General features: G+C 48.2%; 15 protein-coding genes. All 15 read left to right on the forward strand.

Going from position 1 to position 18,587, the window contains the following annotated elements; genetic code table 11:
- The 15 genes from EDM59_RS05155 to EDM59_RS05225 all read left to right on the forward strand — a co-directional run bounded on the left by EDM59_RS05155 (position 1) and on the right by EDM59_RS05225 (position 18,540).
- Complete coding sequence (locus EDM59_RS05155) at positions 1 to 1,608, forward strand: glutathione ABC transporter substrate-binding protein (protein WP_122922614.1); 1,608 nt, start codon at positions 1 to 3, stop codon at positions 1,606 to 1,608.
- Positions 1,609 to 1,685: 77 nt separating this feature from the next.
- Positions 1,686 to 2,609, forward strand: coding sequence for an ABC transporter permease subunit (locus tag EDM59_RS05160; protein WP_122922615.1), 924 nt, complete (start codon positions 1,686 to 1,688; stop codon positions 2,607 to 2,609).
- A 21-nt stretch (positions 2,610 to 2,630) separates the two neighbouring features.
- The gene (locus EDM59_RS05165; protein ID WP_092276628.1) at positions 2,631 to 3,524 is read left to right on the forward strand and encodes an ABC transporter permease subunit; all 894 of its coding nucleotides are present in this window, start codon (positions 2,631 to 2,633) and stop codon (positions 3,522 to 3,524) included.
- 18 nt (positions 3,525 to 3,542) lie between these two features.
- Positions 3,543 to 4,535 (forward strand): ABC transporter ATP-binding protein, encoded by a 993-nt coding sequence (locus EDM59_RS05170; RefSeq protein WP_122922616.1) that lies wholly within the window; start codon positions 3,543 to 3,545, stop codon positions 4,533 to 4,535.
- A complete protein-coding gene (locus EDM59_RS05175) occupies positions 4,528 to 5,490 on the forward strand; it encodes an ABC transporter ATP-binding protein (protein ID WP_122922617.1) in 963 nt (320 codons plus the stop codon). Before EDM59_RS05170 ends, EDM59_RS05175 begins: the two co-directional genes overlap by 8 nt.
- Before the next feature lie 33 nt (positions 5,491 to 5,523).
- Positions 5,524 to 6,726 carry an ROK family transcriptional regulator gene (locus EDM59_RS05180; protein ID WP_122922618.1) on the forward strand — a complete coding sequence of 401 codons (1,203 nt, stop codon included), beginning with the start codon at positions 5,524 to 5,526 and terminating at the stop codon, positions 6,724 to 6,726.
- Between the two features lie 30 nt (positions 6,727 to 6,756).
- On the forward strand, positions 6,757 to 7,662 hold the full coding sequence (locus EDM59_RS05185; protein WP_122922619.1) for a Gfo/Idh/MocA family protein: 906 nt from the start codon (positions 6,757 to 6,759) through the stop codon (positions 7,660 to 7,662).
- Positions 7,659 to 8,654, forward strand: coding sequence for a Gfo/Idh/MocA family protein (locus EDM59_RS05190; protein ID WP_122922620.1), 996 nt, complete (start codon positions 7,659 to 7,661; stop codon positions 8,652 to 8,654). Before EDM59_RS05185 ends, EDM59_RS05190 begins: the two co-directional genes overlap by 4 nt.
- A 106-nt stretch (positions 8,655 to 8,760) precedes the next feature.
- On the forward strand, positions 8,761 to 9,633 hold the full coding sequence (locus tag EDM59_RS05195; RefSeq protein WP_122922621.1) for a sugar phosphate isomerase/epimerase family protein: 873 nt from the start codon (positions 8,761 to 8,763) through the stop codon (positions 9,631 to 9,633).
- A 102-nt stretch (positions 9,634 to 9,735) separates the two neighbouring features.
- Positions 9,736 to 10,935, forward strand: a complete 1,200-nt coding sequence (locus EDM59_RS05200) for an MFS transporter (protein WP_122922622.1) — start codon at positions 9,736 to 9,738, stop codon at positions 10,933 to 10,935.
- A 123-nt stretch (positions 10,936 to 11,058) separates the two neighbouring features.
- Positions 11,059 to 12,243 carry an ROK family transcriptional regulator gene (locus tag EDM59_RS05205; RefSeq protein WP_122922623.1) on the forward strand — a complete coding sequence of 395 codons (1,185 nt, stop codon included), beginning with the start codon at positions 11,059 to 11,061 and terminating at the stop codon, positions 12,241 to 12,243.
- Between the two features lie 313 nt (positions 12,244 to 12,556).
- Positions 12,557 to 13,846 carry a M20 family metallo-hydrolase gene (locus EDM59_RS05210; protein WP_342769184.1) on the forward strand — a complete coding sequence of 430 codons (1,290 nt, stop codon included), beginning with the start codon at positions 12,557 to 12,559 and terminating at the stop codon, positions 13,844 to 13,846.
- Positions 13,847 to 14,430: 584 nt separating this feature from the next.
- Positions 14,431 to 15,399: a GntR family transcriptional regulator gene (locus EDM59_RS05215; RefSeq protein WP_246010902.1), complete on the forward strand. Its 969-nt coding sequence runs from the start codon at positions 14,431 to 14,433 to the stop codon at positions 15,397 to 15,399.
- A gap of 85 nt (positions 15,400 to 15,484) precedes the next feature.
- Positions 15,485 to 16,951: an amidohydrolase family protein gene (locus EDM59_RS05220; protein WP_122922624.1), complete on the forward strand. Its 1,467-nt coding sequence runs from the start codon at positions 15,485 to 15,487 to the stop codon at positions 16,949 to 16,951.
- 17 nt (positions 16,952 to 16,968) lie between these two features.
- On the forward strand, positions 16,969 to 18,540 hold the full coding sequence (locus EDM59_RS05225; RefSeq protein ID WP_122922625.1) for a glutathione ABC transporter substrate-binding protein: 1,572 nt from the start codon (positions 16,969 to 16,971) through the stop codon (positions 18,538 to 18,540).
- Positions 18,541 to 18,587 lie beyond the last annotated feature (47 nt).

Genomic DNA, 18,587 nt, shown 5'->3' on the forward strand with positions numbered 1-18,587 from the left:
ATGAAAAAAGTGTCCTATTTTCGAGCAGCATCTGTCTTCCTTTTTTCAGTAGCTTTACTATTTGGGTGTTCCAGCGGTAACAGTCCTACGAGTTCAGGCAGCAGCAGTGGTGGCAGTGCTGCTCCAACCACTTCCACTGCACAAGAGACGCCATCGACAAAGAAAGAGGAGCTAGTGGTGGCGGTCAACGAGAATTTCATCACGATGGACCCGCAAAATACGGGTGACGCTTTGTCATCAGGGGTACAGACCTCGATGTACGAAGGACTGATGATCTATGACAAAGATCTTAAGTTGATCCCTGGACTTGCGACTGAATATTCTGCAAATCCGGAGGCTACGGAATACACGTTTAAACTGCGCCAAAACGTAAAGTTCCATGATGGTACCCCCTTCAACGCAGAAGCCGTCAAAATCAACTTTGACCGCATGAGCAATCAGGAAAACAACCTGCGTGCGTATCGAAATTATAAGTATATCAAGAGCACCGAAGTCGTGGATGAATACACGGTAAAAGTGACACTGAACCAGCCGTTTAGTGCGATGATCAACAAATTTACTACGGGAATCATCAGTCCGCAAGCTTTGGAGAAGTACGGAAAAGACATTGCGAAGAATCCAGTAGGAACAGGTCCTTACAAATTTGTAGAGTGGGTGCAGGGCGACCATCTGACGGTCGAGCTGAATCCGGATCACTGGAACAAAGGTGCAGCGAAGGTTGCCAAAATTACCTACAAACCCGTTCCTGAAAATGGCTCGCGCGTAGCGATGCTCAAAACAGGTGAAGCAGACGTCATTTACCCGCTGCCAGAGCAACAAGTAGAGACTTTGAGCGGAGCAGAAGGCGTTAAGGTAGAGCGCACGCCATCAACGATTACCCGTTATGTTTCGATCAACATGGTGAAAAAGCCATTTGACGACCCGCGCGTAAGACAAGCCATCAACTATGCAGTAGACAAGGATGCGTTCATTAAAGTAGTCAAAGCGGGTTATGGTGCGAAGCTGGAATCCCTCATGTCTCCTACGATCGCTCACTACGCCAAACAGGGTGAGTATGAGTACAACGTGGAAAAAGCGAAGCAGCTCCTCAAAGAAGCTGGCTACGAAAACGGCTTTTCGACAGAAATCTGGGGCAATACCAACTCGGATACGATGAAAGGCATGCAATTCATTCAGCAGCAGCTGCAAAAGGTCGGCATCACCGTAGAAGTGAAATCGATGGAAGAAGCCACCCTGTCTGACGAAATCTACAACATCAAATCTCCAGAAGAAGCAAAAATGCAAATGTGGTATGTAAGCTGGTCTTCTGCAGACCCTGACAACGCGATGCGCTCCCTGTTCAGCAGCGAGAACTTCCCGCCAGCTGGAGCCAACACAGCTTTCTACAAAAATGATCTGGTCGATAAGAGCATCAAGGAAGCTACCCAATCCTCTGACCAAGCGAAGCAAAAAGAACTGTACGGAATTGTACAAGAAAACGTGTTTAAGGAAGCGCCATGGATTTTCCTCGCTGTCGATGAAATCTTGTATGGAAAACGCAGTAATGTAGACGGTGTTTACATCACGCCAAGCGGCGGCATCTACGTCAGAGAAGCGGAAATCAAATAAATCGAAAAAGTGGCGTTGGGTCACGAGCCTGTTGCCCAGCGCCGCTTTACTTTTCCCTATTTAGGAGGAACCGATATATGTTCCGTTATATCGTGAAGAGGCTTATCGGGATCATTCCGATCATTTTCATCGTGTCGCTGCTCATCTTCTTCTTCATTCACTTGGTACCAGGTGATCCCGTACGTCTAGCGGCGGGAAAAGAAGCAACGCTGGAGGAAATCACACGTGTTCGTCAGGAATTGGGATTGGATAAACCGTTGGCGGTGCAATACCTGAACTATATGAAAAACTTGTTCACAGGGAATTTGGGTCACTCGTTAAAGACAGGTCTTCCGATAAGCGATATGTTCGAAAATCGGTACGAGATATCGTTGAAATTGACATTTATGAGTCTAGGCTGGGCGCTTGTTCTGGGTTTATTAATCGGTACGATCTCAGCAGTATTTCGCAATAAATGGCCCGATTTTTTAGGGATGCTTACGGCGATTTCAGGCATTTCCTTACCCGGATTTTGGCTGGGACTCATTCTCATACAAGTGTTTTCTGTTCAGCTCGGTTGGTTTCCGACAGGTGGGACAGACAGCTGGAAAAGCTACGTTCTTCCTTCCATTACACTGGGTGCAGGAATCATGTCGATGCTCGCCCGCTTCACCAGGTCCTCGCTGCTCGAAACCTTAAAGGAAGACTTTATTCGGACGGGACGGGCAAAAGGCTTAAAGGAATCGGTAGTCGTACGCAAGCATGCGCTGAAAAACTCGATGATTCCTGTCGTCACGATAGCGGGCTTGCAATTCGGATTTTTGCTGGGCGGCTCGGTTGTGGTGGAAACTGTCTTCAGCATTCCGGGAATGGGGCGGCTTCTGATTGACTCGATTGCCTTCCGCGACTACCCAGTTGTGCAAGCGGTCATTCTGCTGTTCTCGCTGGAATTCATTTTGGTGAATCTCCTGGTGGATATTTTATACAAAGCGCTCAATCCGAAAATCCGCTTTGATAGCTAACCAAAAGGGGTGAGATGTTTTATGGAAGCAGTGAAAGAAGTAAGTCAAATCTCTTTGGTTTCCGAGGAAAAGAAGCGCTCGAGGATGAGTGAGTTTTGGACAAAGTGGAAGAAACAAAAAACGGCATTTTGGGCTGGCTTTTTTATCATCTTCCTGCTCCTCGTCGCCGTATTTGGACCCATTCTTGCGCCGTACGATCCTTATGAGCCCGATTATGATGCGATCCTGCAGACACCATCTCAAGCGCACTGGGCAGGGACGGACGAATATGGCAGGGATATCTTGAGCCGGATCATCGTAGGTGCCGGCATATCACTCAGTGTCAGCTTTACCTCGGTCTTGGTGGGAGCGGTGATCGGGACGATTTTGGGATTGTGCAGCGGTTATTACGGGGGCTGGCTGGATCGCCTCATCATGAGGTCCAGCGACGTGATGTTTGCCTTTCCTGATCTTCTCCTGGCGATTGCGATTGTCGCGATTCTTGGTCCTGGCTTAACGAACGTGGTGGTTGCCGTAGCCGTATTCAGTATCCCTTCCTTTGCTCGTTTGATTCGCGGGAACACGCTTGCTGCGAAGGAAGCGGTTTTTGTAGAGGCGGCGAGATCCATGGGAGCCAGAAGCAGCCGGATTATTTTTCGCCACATCTTTCCGGAGACCGTCTCGAGCATGATCGTTTTCTTTTCCTTGCGTATCGGAACATCCATCTTGGCAGCGTCGAGCCTTAGCTTCCTCGGATTGGGAGCAAAGCCTGAGAGTCCTGACTGGGGAGCGATGCTGAGCATGGGGCGCGATTATCTGGACACCGCACCGCACGTCGTGATGATCCCTGGTTTGGTCATCTTCCTGTCCGTGCTGGCGTTCAATCTGGTGGGCGATGGCTTGCGAGATATTATGGACCCGAAAACGAAGAATTAATCGAGGGAGTTGGGGCAGATGAGTGAAAACATCATCGAAGTAAAGCATCTGCAAACGCAATTTACGAGAGATAACAAAAAGACAGTCGTCCTGGACAATGTCAGCTTTCACATAAAAAAAGGAGAAGTGCTCGGCCTTGTCGGTGAATCAGGCTGTGGAAAGAGCGTGACCTCCCTTTCGATCATGCGCCTGTTTAAAGATACGACAGGGGAGATCACGAACGGAGAAATCAAGTATAACGGAACGAACCTATTGTCCATTTCGGAGAGTAGCATGCGCGGGATTCGCGGAAAAGAAATCGCCATGATTTTCCAGGAGCCGATGACTTCCCTCAATCCCGTGATGAAAATCGGTGAGCAGCTCATGGAGTCGATTCGTCTGCATCTAGGCTATTCTGACAAGCAGGCGAGAGAGCACGCGATAAGCATGCTGACCAAGGTAGGGATTCCGAGACCACAAGAAATCATCAGCGAATATCCGCATCAGCTGTCTGGCGGGATGAGACAGCGCATTATGATCGCGATGGCCATGTCATGTCGACCGAATTTGTTGATAGCAGATGAGCCAACTACCGCGCTGGATGTGACGATCCAAGCGCAAATCCTCGATGTGATGAAGCAGCTCCAAGCCGAAGAGCATATGTCGATGCTTTTGATCACACACGACTTGGGTGTTGTCGCGGAGATGTGCAATCGCGTGGTCGTCATGTACGCAGGACGAGTGGTGGAAGAAGCATCTGTCTACGAACTATTCGATGACCCCAAACATCCGTATACAAAAGGCTTGATCGGATCGGTTCCAAAGCTGGGGCAAAAGCGTTCCAGGCTCGATTCGGTACCAGGCAATGTGCCCAATCCGAACCAGATGCCAAAAGGATGCAAATTTGCTCCACGGTGCAAGGAAGTCATGCCTGTATGCTGGGAGGAAGAACCGCCCATTACAGCTACGGGTTCAGAACGCTATTGCCGCTGCTGGCTCTATCGCGAAGAAAGTAGGGATGCGCATGTCTAAGTCGCTGGTGGTAGTAGACGGGATCAAAAAGACATTTCCCATAGACAGTGGATTTTTGGGCAGCAAAAAAAGCGTGAAGGCCGTCAATCATGTCTCCTTTGAAATCAAGGAAGGTGAGACCTTCAGCTTAGTAGGCGAGAGTGGCTGCGGCAAGTCCACGACGGGGCGTCTGGTGACCAGACTGCTGACTCCTGATGAGGGGAAAATCTGGATCAATCAGGAAGAAATTTCAAAAATGAATGAAAACCGGCTACGGGAAGTACGAAAGCAAGTGCAAATGGTTTTTCAGGATCCGTATGCTTCGCTCAATCCGAGAATGAAAATTCGCGAAGTCGTGGGGGAGCCTCTCGTCATCCATACCAAGCTATCTGCTGCAGAGAGAGAAAAGATCGTAGAAGAAATGCTAGATGTGGTCGGTCTGAACAGCTACCACGCCGATAAATTCGCGCACGAGTTCAGCGGCGGTCAAAGGCAGCGGATTGGCATTGCGCGTGCACTCATATTAAAGCCGAAATTAATTGTGGCGGATGAGCCCGTTTCTGCGCTGGACGTATCGATTCAATCTCAAATTTTAAATCTGCTGAAGGATTTGCAGGAAGAGTTTCACCTGACGTACTTGTTCATTTCCCATGACTTGAGCGTGGTGGAGCATATCAGCGATAAAATCGGCGTGATGTATTTGGGGTCCTTGGTCGAATCGGGGCCGAAAGAATCCATTTTTGCAAATCCCCAGCATCCGTATACGAAGGCGCTGCTCTCCTCTGTTCCGATTCCCGACCCGCGAGCAAAAAGGGAGCGGATTATCTTGCAGGGGGATGTGCCCAGCCCGGTAAACCCGCCATCCGGTTGTCTTTTTCATACTCGCTGTCCGTACAGCATGGAAATGTGCAAATCCACTGTCCCTCGCTTGCGGGAAATAGCAGAGGGCGGTCATTTTGTAGCTTGCCACTTATAAGCAGTTATTCTAGGAAGTAAAAGGAAGGGTACCATGCGTAGGACGGGTGATTTAAAGCTAATCCAAGAGTTGAATCGATCCATCGTACTCGACACGATCCGTCATTATGGACCCATCTCCCGAAGCGAAATAGCGAAACGGCACAAGCTGAGCCCTACAACCGTTACGTCGGCAGTCAGTGAACTGATTCGTGATTCGCTCGTCAGTGAAGTTGGAACAGGAACTTCAAATGGAGGACGAAAGCCGATCTTGCTGCAGTTCTCGCCCGACAGCCATTTCTTAATCGGGATATCGATTAGTGGGTCTAAAATAACGATTGCGGAAATGAACCTGGAAGCAAAGGTCCGCAAAAAAGAAGTATACACCATCAAGCCCTATCAAGGTGACCAGGTTATCGCGTACTTGCTGCAAATCATGGAGCAGTTCGTTTTGCCCTATGAAAGCTTGGACAACTGTGTTGGCATATCCATCGTGACGCAAGGAATCGTGGATTCGGACAATGGAATCATTCGCTATAATCCAAAGCTGAAATTAAAGGACATCCCGGTGAAAGAGATCGTAGAAAGCCGCTTTCGCAGCAAAACCTGGCTCGACAATGACACCAATGCCTATTTGCTTGCCGAAAAGAGCATCGGTGATTTCAGCCATTATCAAAACATGATCTACGTGACGATCGGGGATGGCTTGGGCTCCAGTATTCTGGTGAACGGCTCCATTTACCGCGGATTTGCTGGCGGAGCCGGGGAGTTTGGGCATACCACGATTGACCGCACGGGCGTTCGCTGTGATTGCGGAAATATTGGCTGTTTAGAAAATTATGTAAGCTGGCCAGCGATTTACGCCAAGCTATTGTCTGCGCTTGCAAAAGGGAAGCAAAGCTGTATTTTTGAGCTCGCTGGGCATGACGTCAACCGCATTTCCGCAACCGTTTTTCGACAGGCACTATCGCAGAACGACCCGCTCGCTGAGAGCATCTTAGAAGAAACAGCTTCGTTTTTGGCGTCAGGTCTGGTGAATCTCGTCCATCTCTTTAACCCGGAGGCCATTATTCTCGGCGGAGAAATTGCGTTTGAAAATGAACTGCTCGTCTCCAAGGTAACGGAATATGTCCATGAATATGCCCATGGCATTTTTACCGAGGGACTTGCGATCCGTCTCAATTCCCTTGGAGAAGATGTGGAAGTCGTAGGGGCAGCTGCAGTCGTGCTGCAGGATACGTTTCAATTTTCGTTGTAGAACTTGATTGATTTGGAGGTGGGATGTCACATGTGGAAAGTAGTCATCGCGGATACAGCAGCAGGGAGCACGCAGCAGCAGTGTGCCTGGTCCGGGGTAAACGAGATAGAAATTATAGGTGTGATAGACAATCTAGCTGTCTTTGGCGAATGGTTAAAGGAACAAGAGGTCGATGCTGTCGACATCGCCCCGACTGTGACGGCACCTGAAAAATGGATCGAGCTGGCAGTCGAAGCCAAAAAGCATGTGATCTGTGATGCCAATGTGCAAATCGATATCGAAGCAATCAGCGAGCTTCAAGCAATCAGCGAGAAACAAGGCATAATGCTGCTGCTGCCAAATGCATGGCGCTTTTCCCCCGAGTATGTACAGGCTCGCGAGCACGTCTTGCAGGGAGCGATAGGCAAGCCAGGTGTGATCCGGATGCAGCGGAGCGCACCGACGACGATGGAAGGATGCATTTTCGACATCTTGGGCGCCGAGGTATTCGATTGGCTGCGGTGGACTTTCGGTGATGTTTTGCGCGTCATGGCCAGGAAGGTCCAGCACATGGACGAAACGGGGCAAGCAGTGGAATATGCGTTGGTTATCGTAAAGCATGTTGATGGAACGATCGCGCATATCGAGCTGTCTTTGGCAGAGCAAGCCGAGCGGTCTTCTTTTGAATTGACAGGTGCATCGGGCATGCTTCAATACGATAGTAACGACAGTCAGCCGATTGTTTGGGAAACGAACAGGAAGCTGGTTCAACCGGAGTCTGCTGCCGATCTTCGTAGCAGCCGCAGAGCGCATTTTATTCGGGCTGTGTCCGGCCAAGAACCGCTCCAAATGACTCCTGAAGACGTGAGGATGGCTCGAAAAATCGCCCAGGCTGCACGACAATCGGCTGAGTCGGGGCAACCGGTTCAGCTCATGGACGGGGGTAGCGCCACATGAAAGTAGGGATCATCAGTTTCGCACATATGCATGCCCACAGCTATGCTACTTATTTGCAAAAGCACCCTGATGCTCAATTCACCGCTATCTGGGATCACGACGAGGAACGGGGGAAAACAGCAGCAGCAACCTATCAGGTCGATTACTATCGCGATCTGCAAGAATTTTTGCAAACGGATGTGGAAGCGGTTATTGTCTGCTCGGAAAATGCCCGGCATAAAGAGCATGTGATCGATGCTGCCAAAGCCAAAAAGCAGATTTTATGTGAAAAGCCGATTGCGACTGAAGTGAAGGATGCCGAAGAGATGATCCACGCTTGCAAAGAAGAAGGGGTCATCTTGCAAATTGCCTATCCTGTCCGTTTTGCGCCTGTCATGATGCAGGTCAAGCAGCTGATCGAATCCAAGGCGATCGGAGAAGTTTTGGCTATCGATGGGACAAATCACGGGCAAATGCCTGGCGGATGGTTCATTGATGAAGAGCTTTCCGGCGGGGGAGCTGCTACCGACCACATCGTTCATGTAATGGATCTCGTTCGCTGGCTGTTAAAGGATGAAGGGAAAAGTGTGTACGCCGAGCTGGATACCCGTTTTTACGACATCGATGTGGAGGATTGCGGAATCGTTTCGCTGGAGATGGAGTCTGGTGTAATCGTTACCATCGACCCGAGCTGGTCCAGACCAAAGACATTTCCGACGTGGGGAGATGTGACCATGCAAATCGTAGGGTCCAAAGGCACGCTGTCGGTCGACGTGTTTAAGCAGCATGCGCTCTACTACAATGATCAGGCAAACAGGGTGCAGCATCTCCCTTGGGCAAAGGATATGGACGAAGGGCTCATTGGGGATTTCATTCAATGCGTCCAAGAAGGAAGAGCGCCATCGATTTCAGGAGAGGATGGACTGCGCACACTGGAAATCGTCAAAGCCGCTTATGAATCAAACCGCTGCAAGCAAGCTGTCATCATCGACAAGGTGACTTTTCCCGAGTGATTCGTATATGGGAAAGGAGGGATGGAGCCAAAACCAAAATGAGGTACAGAGCGGGCTGGATGACACGTAAACCATTGACAATGATAAAAAAGAAGAGGTGGATCTCATGAAAATTGGATTGAGCACATATAGTTTGCTGACTGCCATCAGAGCGGGAGAAATGGATGTCCTGGATGTTGTGCAATGGATTGCCGAAAACGGTGGCGAGCATATGGAAATCGTGCCCTACGGCTTCACCTTGGTAGACAACTATGAGCTGGCTGACGCCGTGCGGGACAAAGCCAAGGCTGTGGGGATTGAGCTGTCCAACTATTCGATGCCGACCAACTTCATTCAGGAAACAGAAGAAGCCTTTGAGGCTGAGGTCGCGCGAGTAAAAACGCATGTGGATCTCCTAAACCGGATGGGCATCAAGCATATGCGTCACGATGTATCCGCTTTTACGGTTCCTGTGGAGCAAACGACGATCAAGTACTTTGAGAACAACCTCGAAATCATGGTGGAAGGCAGCCGGCAAATCGCCGACTACGCAGCCCAATTCGGCATTACAACGACCATTGAAAACCACGGCTGGCTCGTCCAAGCGAGTGATCGCGTCCAGCGAGTGTTGCAAACGGTCAATCGCCCGAATTTCAAAACAACACTAGATATTGGCAACTTTATGTGCGTGGATGAGCATTCTCTGGTCGGTGTGAAAAAGAATTTGCCGTACGCCTCGCTTGTTCACTTCAAGGACTTTTATTTCCGTCCGTATTACCAAGAGCCAGGCGGCGGAAAGTGGTTCAAGACGGTGCATGGCAATTTCTTGCGCGGAGCCATTGTCGGTCAGGGCGATATCCCGATTCGCGAAGTCGTCAAGCTGGTGAAGGAATCTGGTTACGACGGCTATATTACAGTGGAGTTCGAAGGAATGGAAGATTGCCGCGAAGGCTCAAAAATTGGTATGGACAACTTACGGCGTTTCTGGGAAGAAGCGTAGGAGGGAAAGGGGGAGAAGCATTGCGATCTGTATCGTGATGCTTCCTTCTGTTTTCCGTTAGAAAAATGCAGCTGTTTGCAGGAAAGAAGGTTTAACAAGGCCATGTCGTTCTCCTGGAAAAGAAATCTCGTGGTTCTGTGGATTGGGGTATTTTTCTGTAGTACTGCTTACTCCCTTTCGATCCCGTTTTTGCCGCTCTTTATGTACAACACGCTTGGGGTTCGCGAGCATCTGGAGGCATGGTCAGGAGTCTCCTTTGGAATTACCTTTTTAACAGGTGCCTTCATCGCTCCGTTTTGGGGTTCTCTCGCGGATCGGTACGGGCGCAAGATGATGATGATTCGGGCAGGCTTTTGTCTTGTACTGATTTACTTCCTGTATTATCTGGTGACAGACCCCTACGTGTTTTTAGGCGTCCGTATGCTGGAAGGTCTTTTGGCTGGCTTTGTACCTTCTGCGATTGCGCTGGTCGCGACCAACACTCCCGAAGCCCACGCAGGCTACGCTTTGGGAATCATGGCGACGAGTGGCGCGACGGGAGGGATCGTGGGACCCTTGATTGGGGGCGTTGTCAGTCATTTGTGGGGCAATCGGGAAGCCTTTTTATTTTCCTCGGGTCTCGTACTCGTGGCAGCGCTGATTGCTACCTTCTTTGTCCGTGAGGTTCACGTCACTTTGAAGCAGCGGTCAAAAGTCCGGGACGACTTGCGTGTGGCGATGCTAAACCCGCGTTTCATGATTGTTCTGGGAATCAGCATGATGGTGACCGTTTCCGTCATGCTTTTGGAGCCGCTGTTGACCGTGTACGTGCTGCAGCTTGGAGCAGCACAGCAGGATGCTTCGCTTAGCTCAGGCATCATTTTTTCTGCGATTGGCGTAGCGACAGTGCTGGCAGCCCCGCATTGGGGGAAAATCGGAAGTAAAATCGGCTACACCAAGGTCTTGATTTTCGGGCTGGTAGGTGGTGGAATCGGAAGTGTGCTGCAGTACTTTTTTACCAATCTGTACGGGTTTGGCATCCTGCGATTTTTGTACGGCTTGTTTTTCGCTGCCGTTTATCCGGCGATCAACGCCTTGATTGTCAAAGTAATTGAGCCTGATTTTCGTGGAAGAGCATTCGGGTTGAACCAGTCTGCCATCCAATTTGCCAATATGCTTGGGCCAATCCTTGGCGGTTTTCTCGGAGGAATCGTGCCGATCTGGGTCATTTTTATCATGAATGGGGCAGCGCTTCTGCTGACGGCCCTCTATGTCAAATATAAAGGACTGGATGAGACGGCCGTTCACCCATCTACTAGATAGCAGCCATTCGGGAGAGTCGAGTGGTTGTTTGCTGTGCCGTTGACGAACGCTAGGCGGACAGGTAGTGTAAGGATTACATAGAGAGGTATAAGGGAATGTCAAAGGTAAGAGGGGGTAGTAGCTATGAAAAAAATCGTGAAACATGACCAGGACGTAACCAAACAACATAACAAACAAATGATACTCGATATTATAAAAAAACAGCGACCTATTTCCCGGGCCGAAATAACGAAAATCACCAAAATGAGTGCGACGTCGATCGGCAGGTTTGTCAGTGAGCTTTGCGAGGAAGGCTTTATTCGCGAAACGAATCTGACGTCTTCGGGTCTGGGCAGAAAAGCCGTCATGCTGGATATAGAGCCTGGCGCGATTTACTCTATCGGTGTAGACATTGAAAAGAAGCGGATCAGCTTTGGATTAATGGATTTTAGTGAAACTGTGACGGTATATCGCCGGGTAGACTATCTGGCCCAAAAATCTACGCCCGGGGAGACGGCTGAGCTGATCTGCCGCGAGATACGCGCGATGGTGGAGGAGCAAAACCTTCCCTACGAAAAAGTAATCGGGATCGGAATCGGCGTCCCAGGCGTCATCAATTACGAGCAGGGCATTGTTCAATTCTCCGCAACCTTAGGGTGGAAAAACGTAGCGTTCGCCAAGAGGATCGAGGCAGAGCTGCAGATCAAAACGGTGATCGATAACGATCTGAAAGTAAAGATTCTCTCGGAGTATCTGTACGGCTCTGCCAAAGGCTCAAACAAAACCGCCTTGATCGGGATCGGTACCGGCATTGGCTCTGCGCTCATCATCAATGGAGAGGTTTTCCGGGGTGGCTCCAATAGCGCCGGAGAGCTCGGACATACGACGCTCGATCCAAACGGAAATCTGTGTGATTGCGGAAAGCGCGGCTGCCTGCAAACTTATGTCGACGAGAATTCACTGATCATGGAAGCGCGGCGTGTCAGTGATATTACGGATGTTCGCCAAGTATACGCAGCCGCGAGAAACCACGAGCGCTGGGCAAAGGAGATCGTCTGGCGTACCGCATTGTACATTGGCATTACCATTAACAACATCGTTTGCATGTACAATCCAGATACCGTCATCCTGAGCGGGGATCTGATCGAGAATTACAGAGAGATCGTAGATTTGGTGGAAGAACATAGCGAGCAAGTGATTTGGGAGCCATTTCGAGGCACCTTCAAGGTCATCCCGTCCGAACTGCGGGGAGATGCCATCGTCATGGGGGCAGGTGCTTTGGCCATGCAGCATTTTGCACCCTTAGCGGGTAAGCAAGCAGATGAGTAAGAATAGGAAAATACGGTTGAATGGGGAGCCCAAAAACATACCGGTTTGAATAGCGTCACTGAAAGACTAAGTATGTCGTAAAGCAGGGGAGTCATAGGATTGCACACCATTATACCCCGATTGGCATAAGAAGCTTCATCCTGTTAACCACCAGACTGATCAGCATAATTGCTCTCATTCCTATATACAAACAGAGACTACTCTATTTGTCTCTTTTGTATATATAAAAATAAGGCGTTCTCATCTATATTTTTCTATAGATGAGCTTCGTTTTGTTTCTGTACGTAAATGCAGAAGGGAGGTTTAGCAAACGGTGATAGATATAAATGAAAAGTTGCTTGAAGCTTACGATCGGGCGGGGAATCATTCGGGCGTTTCTGGAGAAAGGTTAGCTTTAAGACTGTCCTTGCTATCTGAAATCGGGCGAACAACTGACGGTGGTTCCTGTCGTATTGGTTATTCCCATGAGGAGCGTGCAGCAAAGGACTTGGTTAGAGGGTGGATGGTCGAAGCTGGGCTTGCTGTACGAGAAGATGAAGCCGGGAACATCATTGCTCGCCTGCCCGGTGTCCATCATCACTTGCCAGCTATTCTGTCAGGTTCACATGTGGATACCGTCCCAAACGGTGGGCATTTCGATGGTGCCCTCGGAGTTTTAGTCGCTCTTGAGGTGGTCGAAGCTTGGAAGGAAACGAACTTCAAACCGAAACATCCTTTTGAAGTTATCATCTTTTCTGATGAAGAAGGGGCAAGATTCAACACCGGACTCACGGGTAGCAAGGCAATGGCTGGAGAACTCGACATGGAGCAACAACAGCAAGCAAAAGATGTTCATGGCGTTCCATTTGAAAAGGTAATCAACAACTACGGACTATGCGCCAAAAGCTTTTCAAATGCGAAACGTGATTTTAAAGATAGTAAGGCTTTCGTGGAAGTACATATTGAACAAGGAAAACGGCTGGAGAACGCGAACCTCCCTGTTGGCGTGGTTAGCGGGATTGCAGGACTGGGTTTGCTGAAAATCACCTTTACAGGGACAGCGGGACATGCAGGAAATACACCGATGAACGACCGATTTGACCCGCTAACAGCGGCTGGTCAGTTTCTCTACGAACTGAAATCACTTCCCGAAAAGGTCAGCTCCACGGCAGTGGCAACGGTTGGTAAGCTGCAGGTTTTTCCGAATGGCATCAACGTCATTCCAAAAGAGGTCGAATTGTATGTCGATATTCGTGATATTTATGAGGAATCACTGCAACAACTCATAGATCTCGTCATCGCAAAAGCGAGTGAATCGGCAAAAACACAAGCAGTTGAAATCCAGGTAGAAAAAAAACGGTTAGGGAATGCCGTTCTTACCGACCAAGGTTTGCAGGACTTACTGCTAAAAAGCGTCGAAAAAAATGGAAGCGCTCCGATGGTGCTACCGAGCGGTGCTGGGCATGATGCCATGATACTTAGTCACCATCTGCCAATGGCCATGCTTTTTGTAAGAAGCCAGGAGGGAATCAGCCACAATCCAAGAGAATGGTCCTCCTTGAATGATTGTGTGCACGCCGTTCATGTATTAAAGGACTTTATCGAAGCCTTGCAGGAAGAGTAATTGATGATACTCCCAGTAGGTAGGAGACGTCCACGCTGATGTCTCTTTTTTTCATTGACAGGGAAAACGCTCGGGCATCGGAGCACTTACCACCGACAGTTATACAGACGACACTGCGAGAGAATCTGTGCGAAGTAGTGAATCTCGCCACTGATGGCGATTAGGGCTGCCTTGGACAGCGAGCCTTATGCGTGCTTACCAAAGTACCAGCTGGTCTTGAAAAGAATCCCTATGTTGTGAGATCAAAACACCTTCCAGGAGAGTTCGACCCTGTAGGAGAGAGGGAGACAACTTGGAGGTGTTTTTTCTGTGAGAGCTTCAAGGCAGTGAATGAACATCCATCATGCGGATCATGAATACAAGTGGACCTCCGGGTGCATACAAGAACTTATCGATTTTTGTATAACTTGTATGTATCTTGTATGTAAATTCCCTTGATTTTTCTTCTATTTTCTACATTGAAAGTAATGGTAATAGGTGTTAATATCAGCTGGAGAGTTAGGCTGATTTCGCGATATACTACATTGTATACAATGTATGATTCGTTAGATTTACAGAAACGAACAACAGAGGGAGGGATCCTGGTGGCGATCCTCATCGATGGATGGAGTATTGTGCCTCAGTTTCGCAAATGCGGTAAAGTCAGCTGCAAAACTTGTGAAGAAGGAAATGGTCACGGCCCATACTATTACGGAACGAAGTTAGACAATGGTAAGAAACAGATTAAGTATTTCGGTCGAAAACTCCCTGTTTCTTCAGAGAAGGATGAAATCAATAGCTTACTAGAAGACACTCAAGAAGCAATCATAGGACCCGAATTAAATGTGGGATCGCTTCCTGTAAATCATTCTGTTCGTGATCACGGAGAGACCCAAAAGAGAATGATCCCGACGAATGAGGAAGAAATTTACAAGGGAATTAAACAAGCTATTATTCAACAGCAGCTCCGTCCAAATATGCAACTGGTTGAAGAGGTACTAGCAGAGTCATTTGGAGTTAGTCGAACTCCTGTCCGCAATGTATTGCGCCGGCTTGCTCAAGAAAAATTAGTCACGATTATTCCTTATAAAGGAACGTTCGTTTCTTGTCTTACCGTGCAGGAAGCAAAAGAAGTCTATGAGGCACGAAAATTCTTAGAGGCAGTTACCATCCGACAAGCATGCAAACGTTTGACTGAGGAGCATGTTTTACAGCTAAAAACGATCATCGAGGAAGAACATGAAGCGCACTCTCATGAAGATTCGTTTGTCTCACTCCGGCTTTCTTGCGATATTCATTTGAAAATAGCTGAGATTGCTGGCAATTCGTATAACTATCGCTACCTCGAAGAATTAATTTCCTTATCTTATGTTATTTATGCTTTCTACGGCCCGGGACGATTGTTCTGTGGTTCTGAGGAGCATACTGAAATCTTACATGCTCTAAAGCAAAGAGATGAATCACTTGCCGAGCGCCTGATGCTGGAGCATCTGAATCGTATAGAATCTCTGCTGAACTTTAATGAAACTCTTGCAGCTCCGCTATCTTTAACCGAGATTTTTAAAGGAAAGTAAACGGAACGCTAACGTGGATCTTGAAGGGGGTGATCGAGAAAAGTGACGGAAAATTCCCTGATTAAAGAAAGGAAGAGGTAATAAAATGATCGATTTATTGTTGGTTCATGGTGTTGTCATTACGATGGACAAAGAGCGACGTATTATCGAAGATGGCGCTGTAGCCATCGACAAAGGAAGGATATTGGAAGTAGGTAAAACTGAGTACTTGCTGGAGAAATACGAGGCCAAGAGAGTAAAAGATTGCAATCATCATGTCGTATTACCGGGCCTCATCGATGTTCACGGCCATGCCGGACATTCCATGATGAAAACACTCGCGATGGATACGCCGAGTGTCTGGTTGGACATGATCACCCGAACTTATAATCATTTCACGACAGATGACTTTTGGTACATGGATGGGAAGCTTTCTGCATTAGAGCGTCTAAAGGCAGGGATCACTACCGGCACGAGTATCATTGGTGGATCACCGCGCTCCGATGATCCGATATTCGCTTTGAATCATGCCAAGGCATACTCGGAAGTAGGCGTAAGAGAAATCGTATGCACAGGACCTTGCAATCCCCCTTGGCCCCAATCGTTTAGCCGCTGGGTAGATGGCAAGCAAATGACCAAAGAGGTTACATATGATGAAGTTCTAAAGGGCGCAGAAGCAGTTATCGAAGCCTTGAATCATTCCCATGATGATCATGTACGAGCTTTTATTACGCCCTTTGTTATCGTTCCGTCTGTTAATCCATCGGCACCAACACCTGCAGACCAATTGTACGGACTGACGGAATTTGACCACTATCAAGCAAAAAAGATCAGGCAAATTGCGAGAAAATACAATACACGTATACACTCGGACGCTTTTGGCGGAATGATTCACTTAGCGATTCAGGATAAGGAAAATGCGTTATTGGGGCCAGATGTCCATCTCCAGCACTGTCGGGGCATTTCCTTTGACGAGGCTCGTATTTTGGCCGAGACAGGTACGAACGTGAGCCAAGCTCCCGGTTTTGGACAAGTGAATGCACGTACGCCGATCACGGAACTGATTGAAATGGGAGCGACAGTTGCCATCTCAACAGATGGTACAGCTCCAGCAGCCACCTTTGATTTATTTCAGGCGATGAGAAAAACACAGATGTACCATCAGGCAGCATTAAAGGATTACTATTATTTGCCGCCTGGAAAGCTGCTGGAGATGGTGACGATTGATGCCGCTCGTTGTGTGGGATGGGATGACGAGTTGGGTTCGCTGGAAGCAGGGAAAAAGGCTGACATTATCACGGTAAATATGCAGCAGCCGCATCTCACCCCTGCGTTCATGCACGTTCACCGTCTTGTCTATCAAGCAGTTGCAAGTGATGTCGACAACGTCATTGTTGACGGAGTAGTCATCATGGAAGATCGGAAGGTACTAAACGTAGATGAAAAAGAGATCCTAAAGGAAGCCAATGAAGAATCTCTTCGTACTATCGAACGTGCTGGTATTGAAAGATACATGCAGCCTACCAAGTATTTTTGGGGACACGCAAGATCATACGTAGATGAGAGAAGATAACAGGGGGACAGTTATTCATGAGAAAGAGCAAACTTCTAGGTACATTTTTGGGGTTGTCTATCATATTTGCATCGGTTTTAACTGGTTGCGCTTCTAGTTCCGAACAAGCAGTTTCGAGTACCGGAACGGATGCTAAGGCTCCTAAGGAAGGAGGAACATTGATTGTCGCCAGAAAGGCAGACGCGACGACATTGGATCCTCATTTCATTACAAATAATCCTTCAGCCAACTATATCCTTGGAAAAGTTTACGAAGGCCTCGTGAGTCGTGACAAGAACATGGAGTATCAACCTGCTCTTGCTACTGAATGGAAACAGTTGGACGATAAGACGTGGGAGTTCAAACTTCGTCAAGGAGTAACGTTCCATGACGGCACTCCTTTCAACGCGGAAGCTGTTAAAAAGACATTCGATCGCATTTTCCAGAAAGATTTGAATTCTACAAAAGCAGCCGTCTTTGCCATGGTAAAAGAGGTCAAAGCCACAGATGAATTTACGGTTCAATTCATCCTGGACTATCCGTATGCACCGCTTCTTGCCAGCTTGGTTGGGAATGATGGAAGTATCATGAGTCCAAAAGCGATTGAACAATATGGAAAGGAAATGTCAAAACATCCTGTAGGAACCGGCCCGTTTGCTTTTGAATCATGGACACCCGGGCAGGAAATGACATTGGTGAAAAATGGGAATTATTGGGGGAATAAGGCGAAAGTAGATAAAATTGTTTACAAAGTGGTGCCTGAGGATACCACTCGAATTGCGATGGTGGAAGCTGGAGAGGCTCACATTGCGGACAACCTGCCATCTGCAGATCTGGATCGCGTCCAATCTTCCTCTTCCATGAACTTGGTTCGTGCAAATGGATTGGGAGTAGAATGGATTGGATTCAATACGAAGAAAAAACCGTTCGATGATGTTCGCGTTCGCCAGGCGATTGCACATGCGATTGAAAAGGACGCCATTATTCAAGGTGTATACAATAGTGTCGGAAGTAGCGCCGTGTCCGCACTGTCACCGAAGGTCATTGGCTATAACCCGAATTTGAAAGATTATGATTATGATGTGAGTAAAGCGAAGGCACTGCTTGCTGAAGCTGGTTTCGCGAACGGATTTAAGACTTCCATCATTACAGATGACCGCAAAGAGCGCATCAATCTTGCTGAAGTTATCCAATCTCAATTAAAGGGAATCGGCATTGATTTGGAAATAAAAGTAATGGAGTATGGCGCATACCTTCAAGCTGCTGCGAAAGGTGAACACGAGATGGAGATCGGTGGCTGGGGTAACGCGACCGGAGATGGTGACTCTGTACAGTATAGCGTGTTCCATAGCAAATCCTTCGGTGATGCAGGTAACCATACATTCTACTCCAATCCGGAAGTGGACAAGCTGATCGAGGCAGCCCGTCAAGAACAAGATCCGGCAAAACGTAACGAAATCTATGCAAAAGTCCAGGAAATCGAATTGAACGATGCACCTATGGTTCCAATTCGAACGATCGATTATGTTGCTGTAACAACGAAAGAGGTACAAGGATTCTGGGTGGATCCAATTGGATTTTTGATGCTGAATGAAGTAACGATTCAATAAGATCAGTAAGAAAGCTAGGCTGTGTCAAGCCTTTTGGCGCAGCAAGC

This window comes from Brevibacillus nitrificans, from assembly GCF_003710965.1.
GTDB lineage: Bacteria > Bacillota > Bacilli > Brevibacillales > Brevibacillaceae > Brevibacillus > Brevibacillus centrosporus.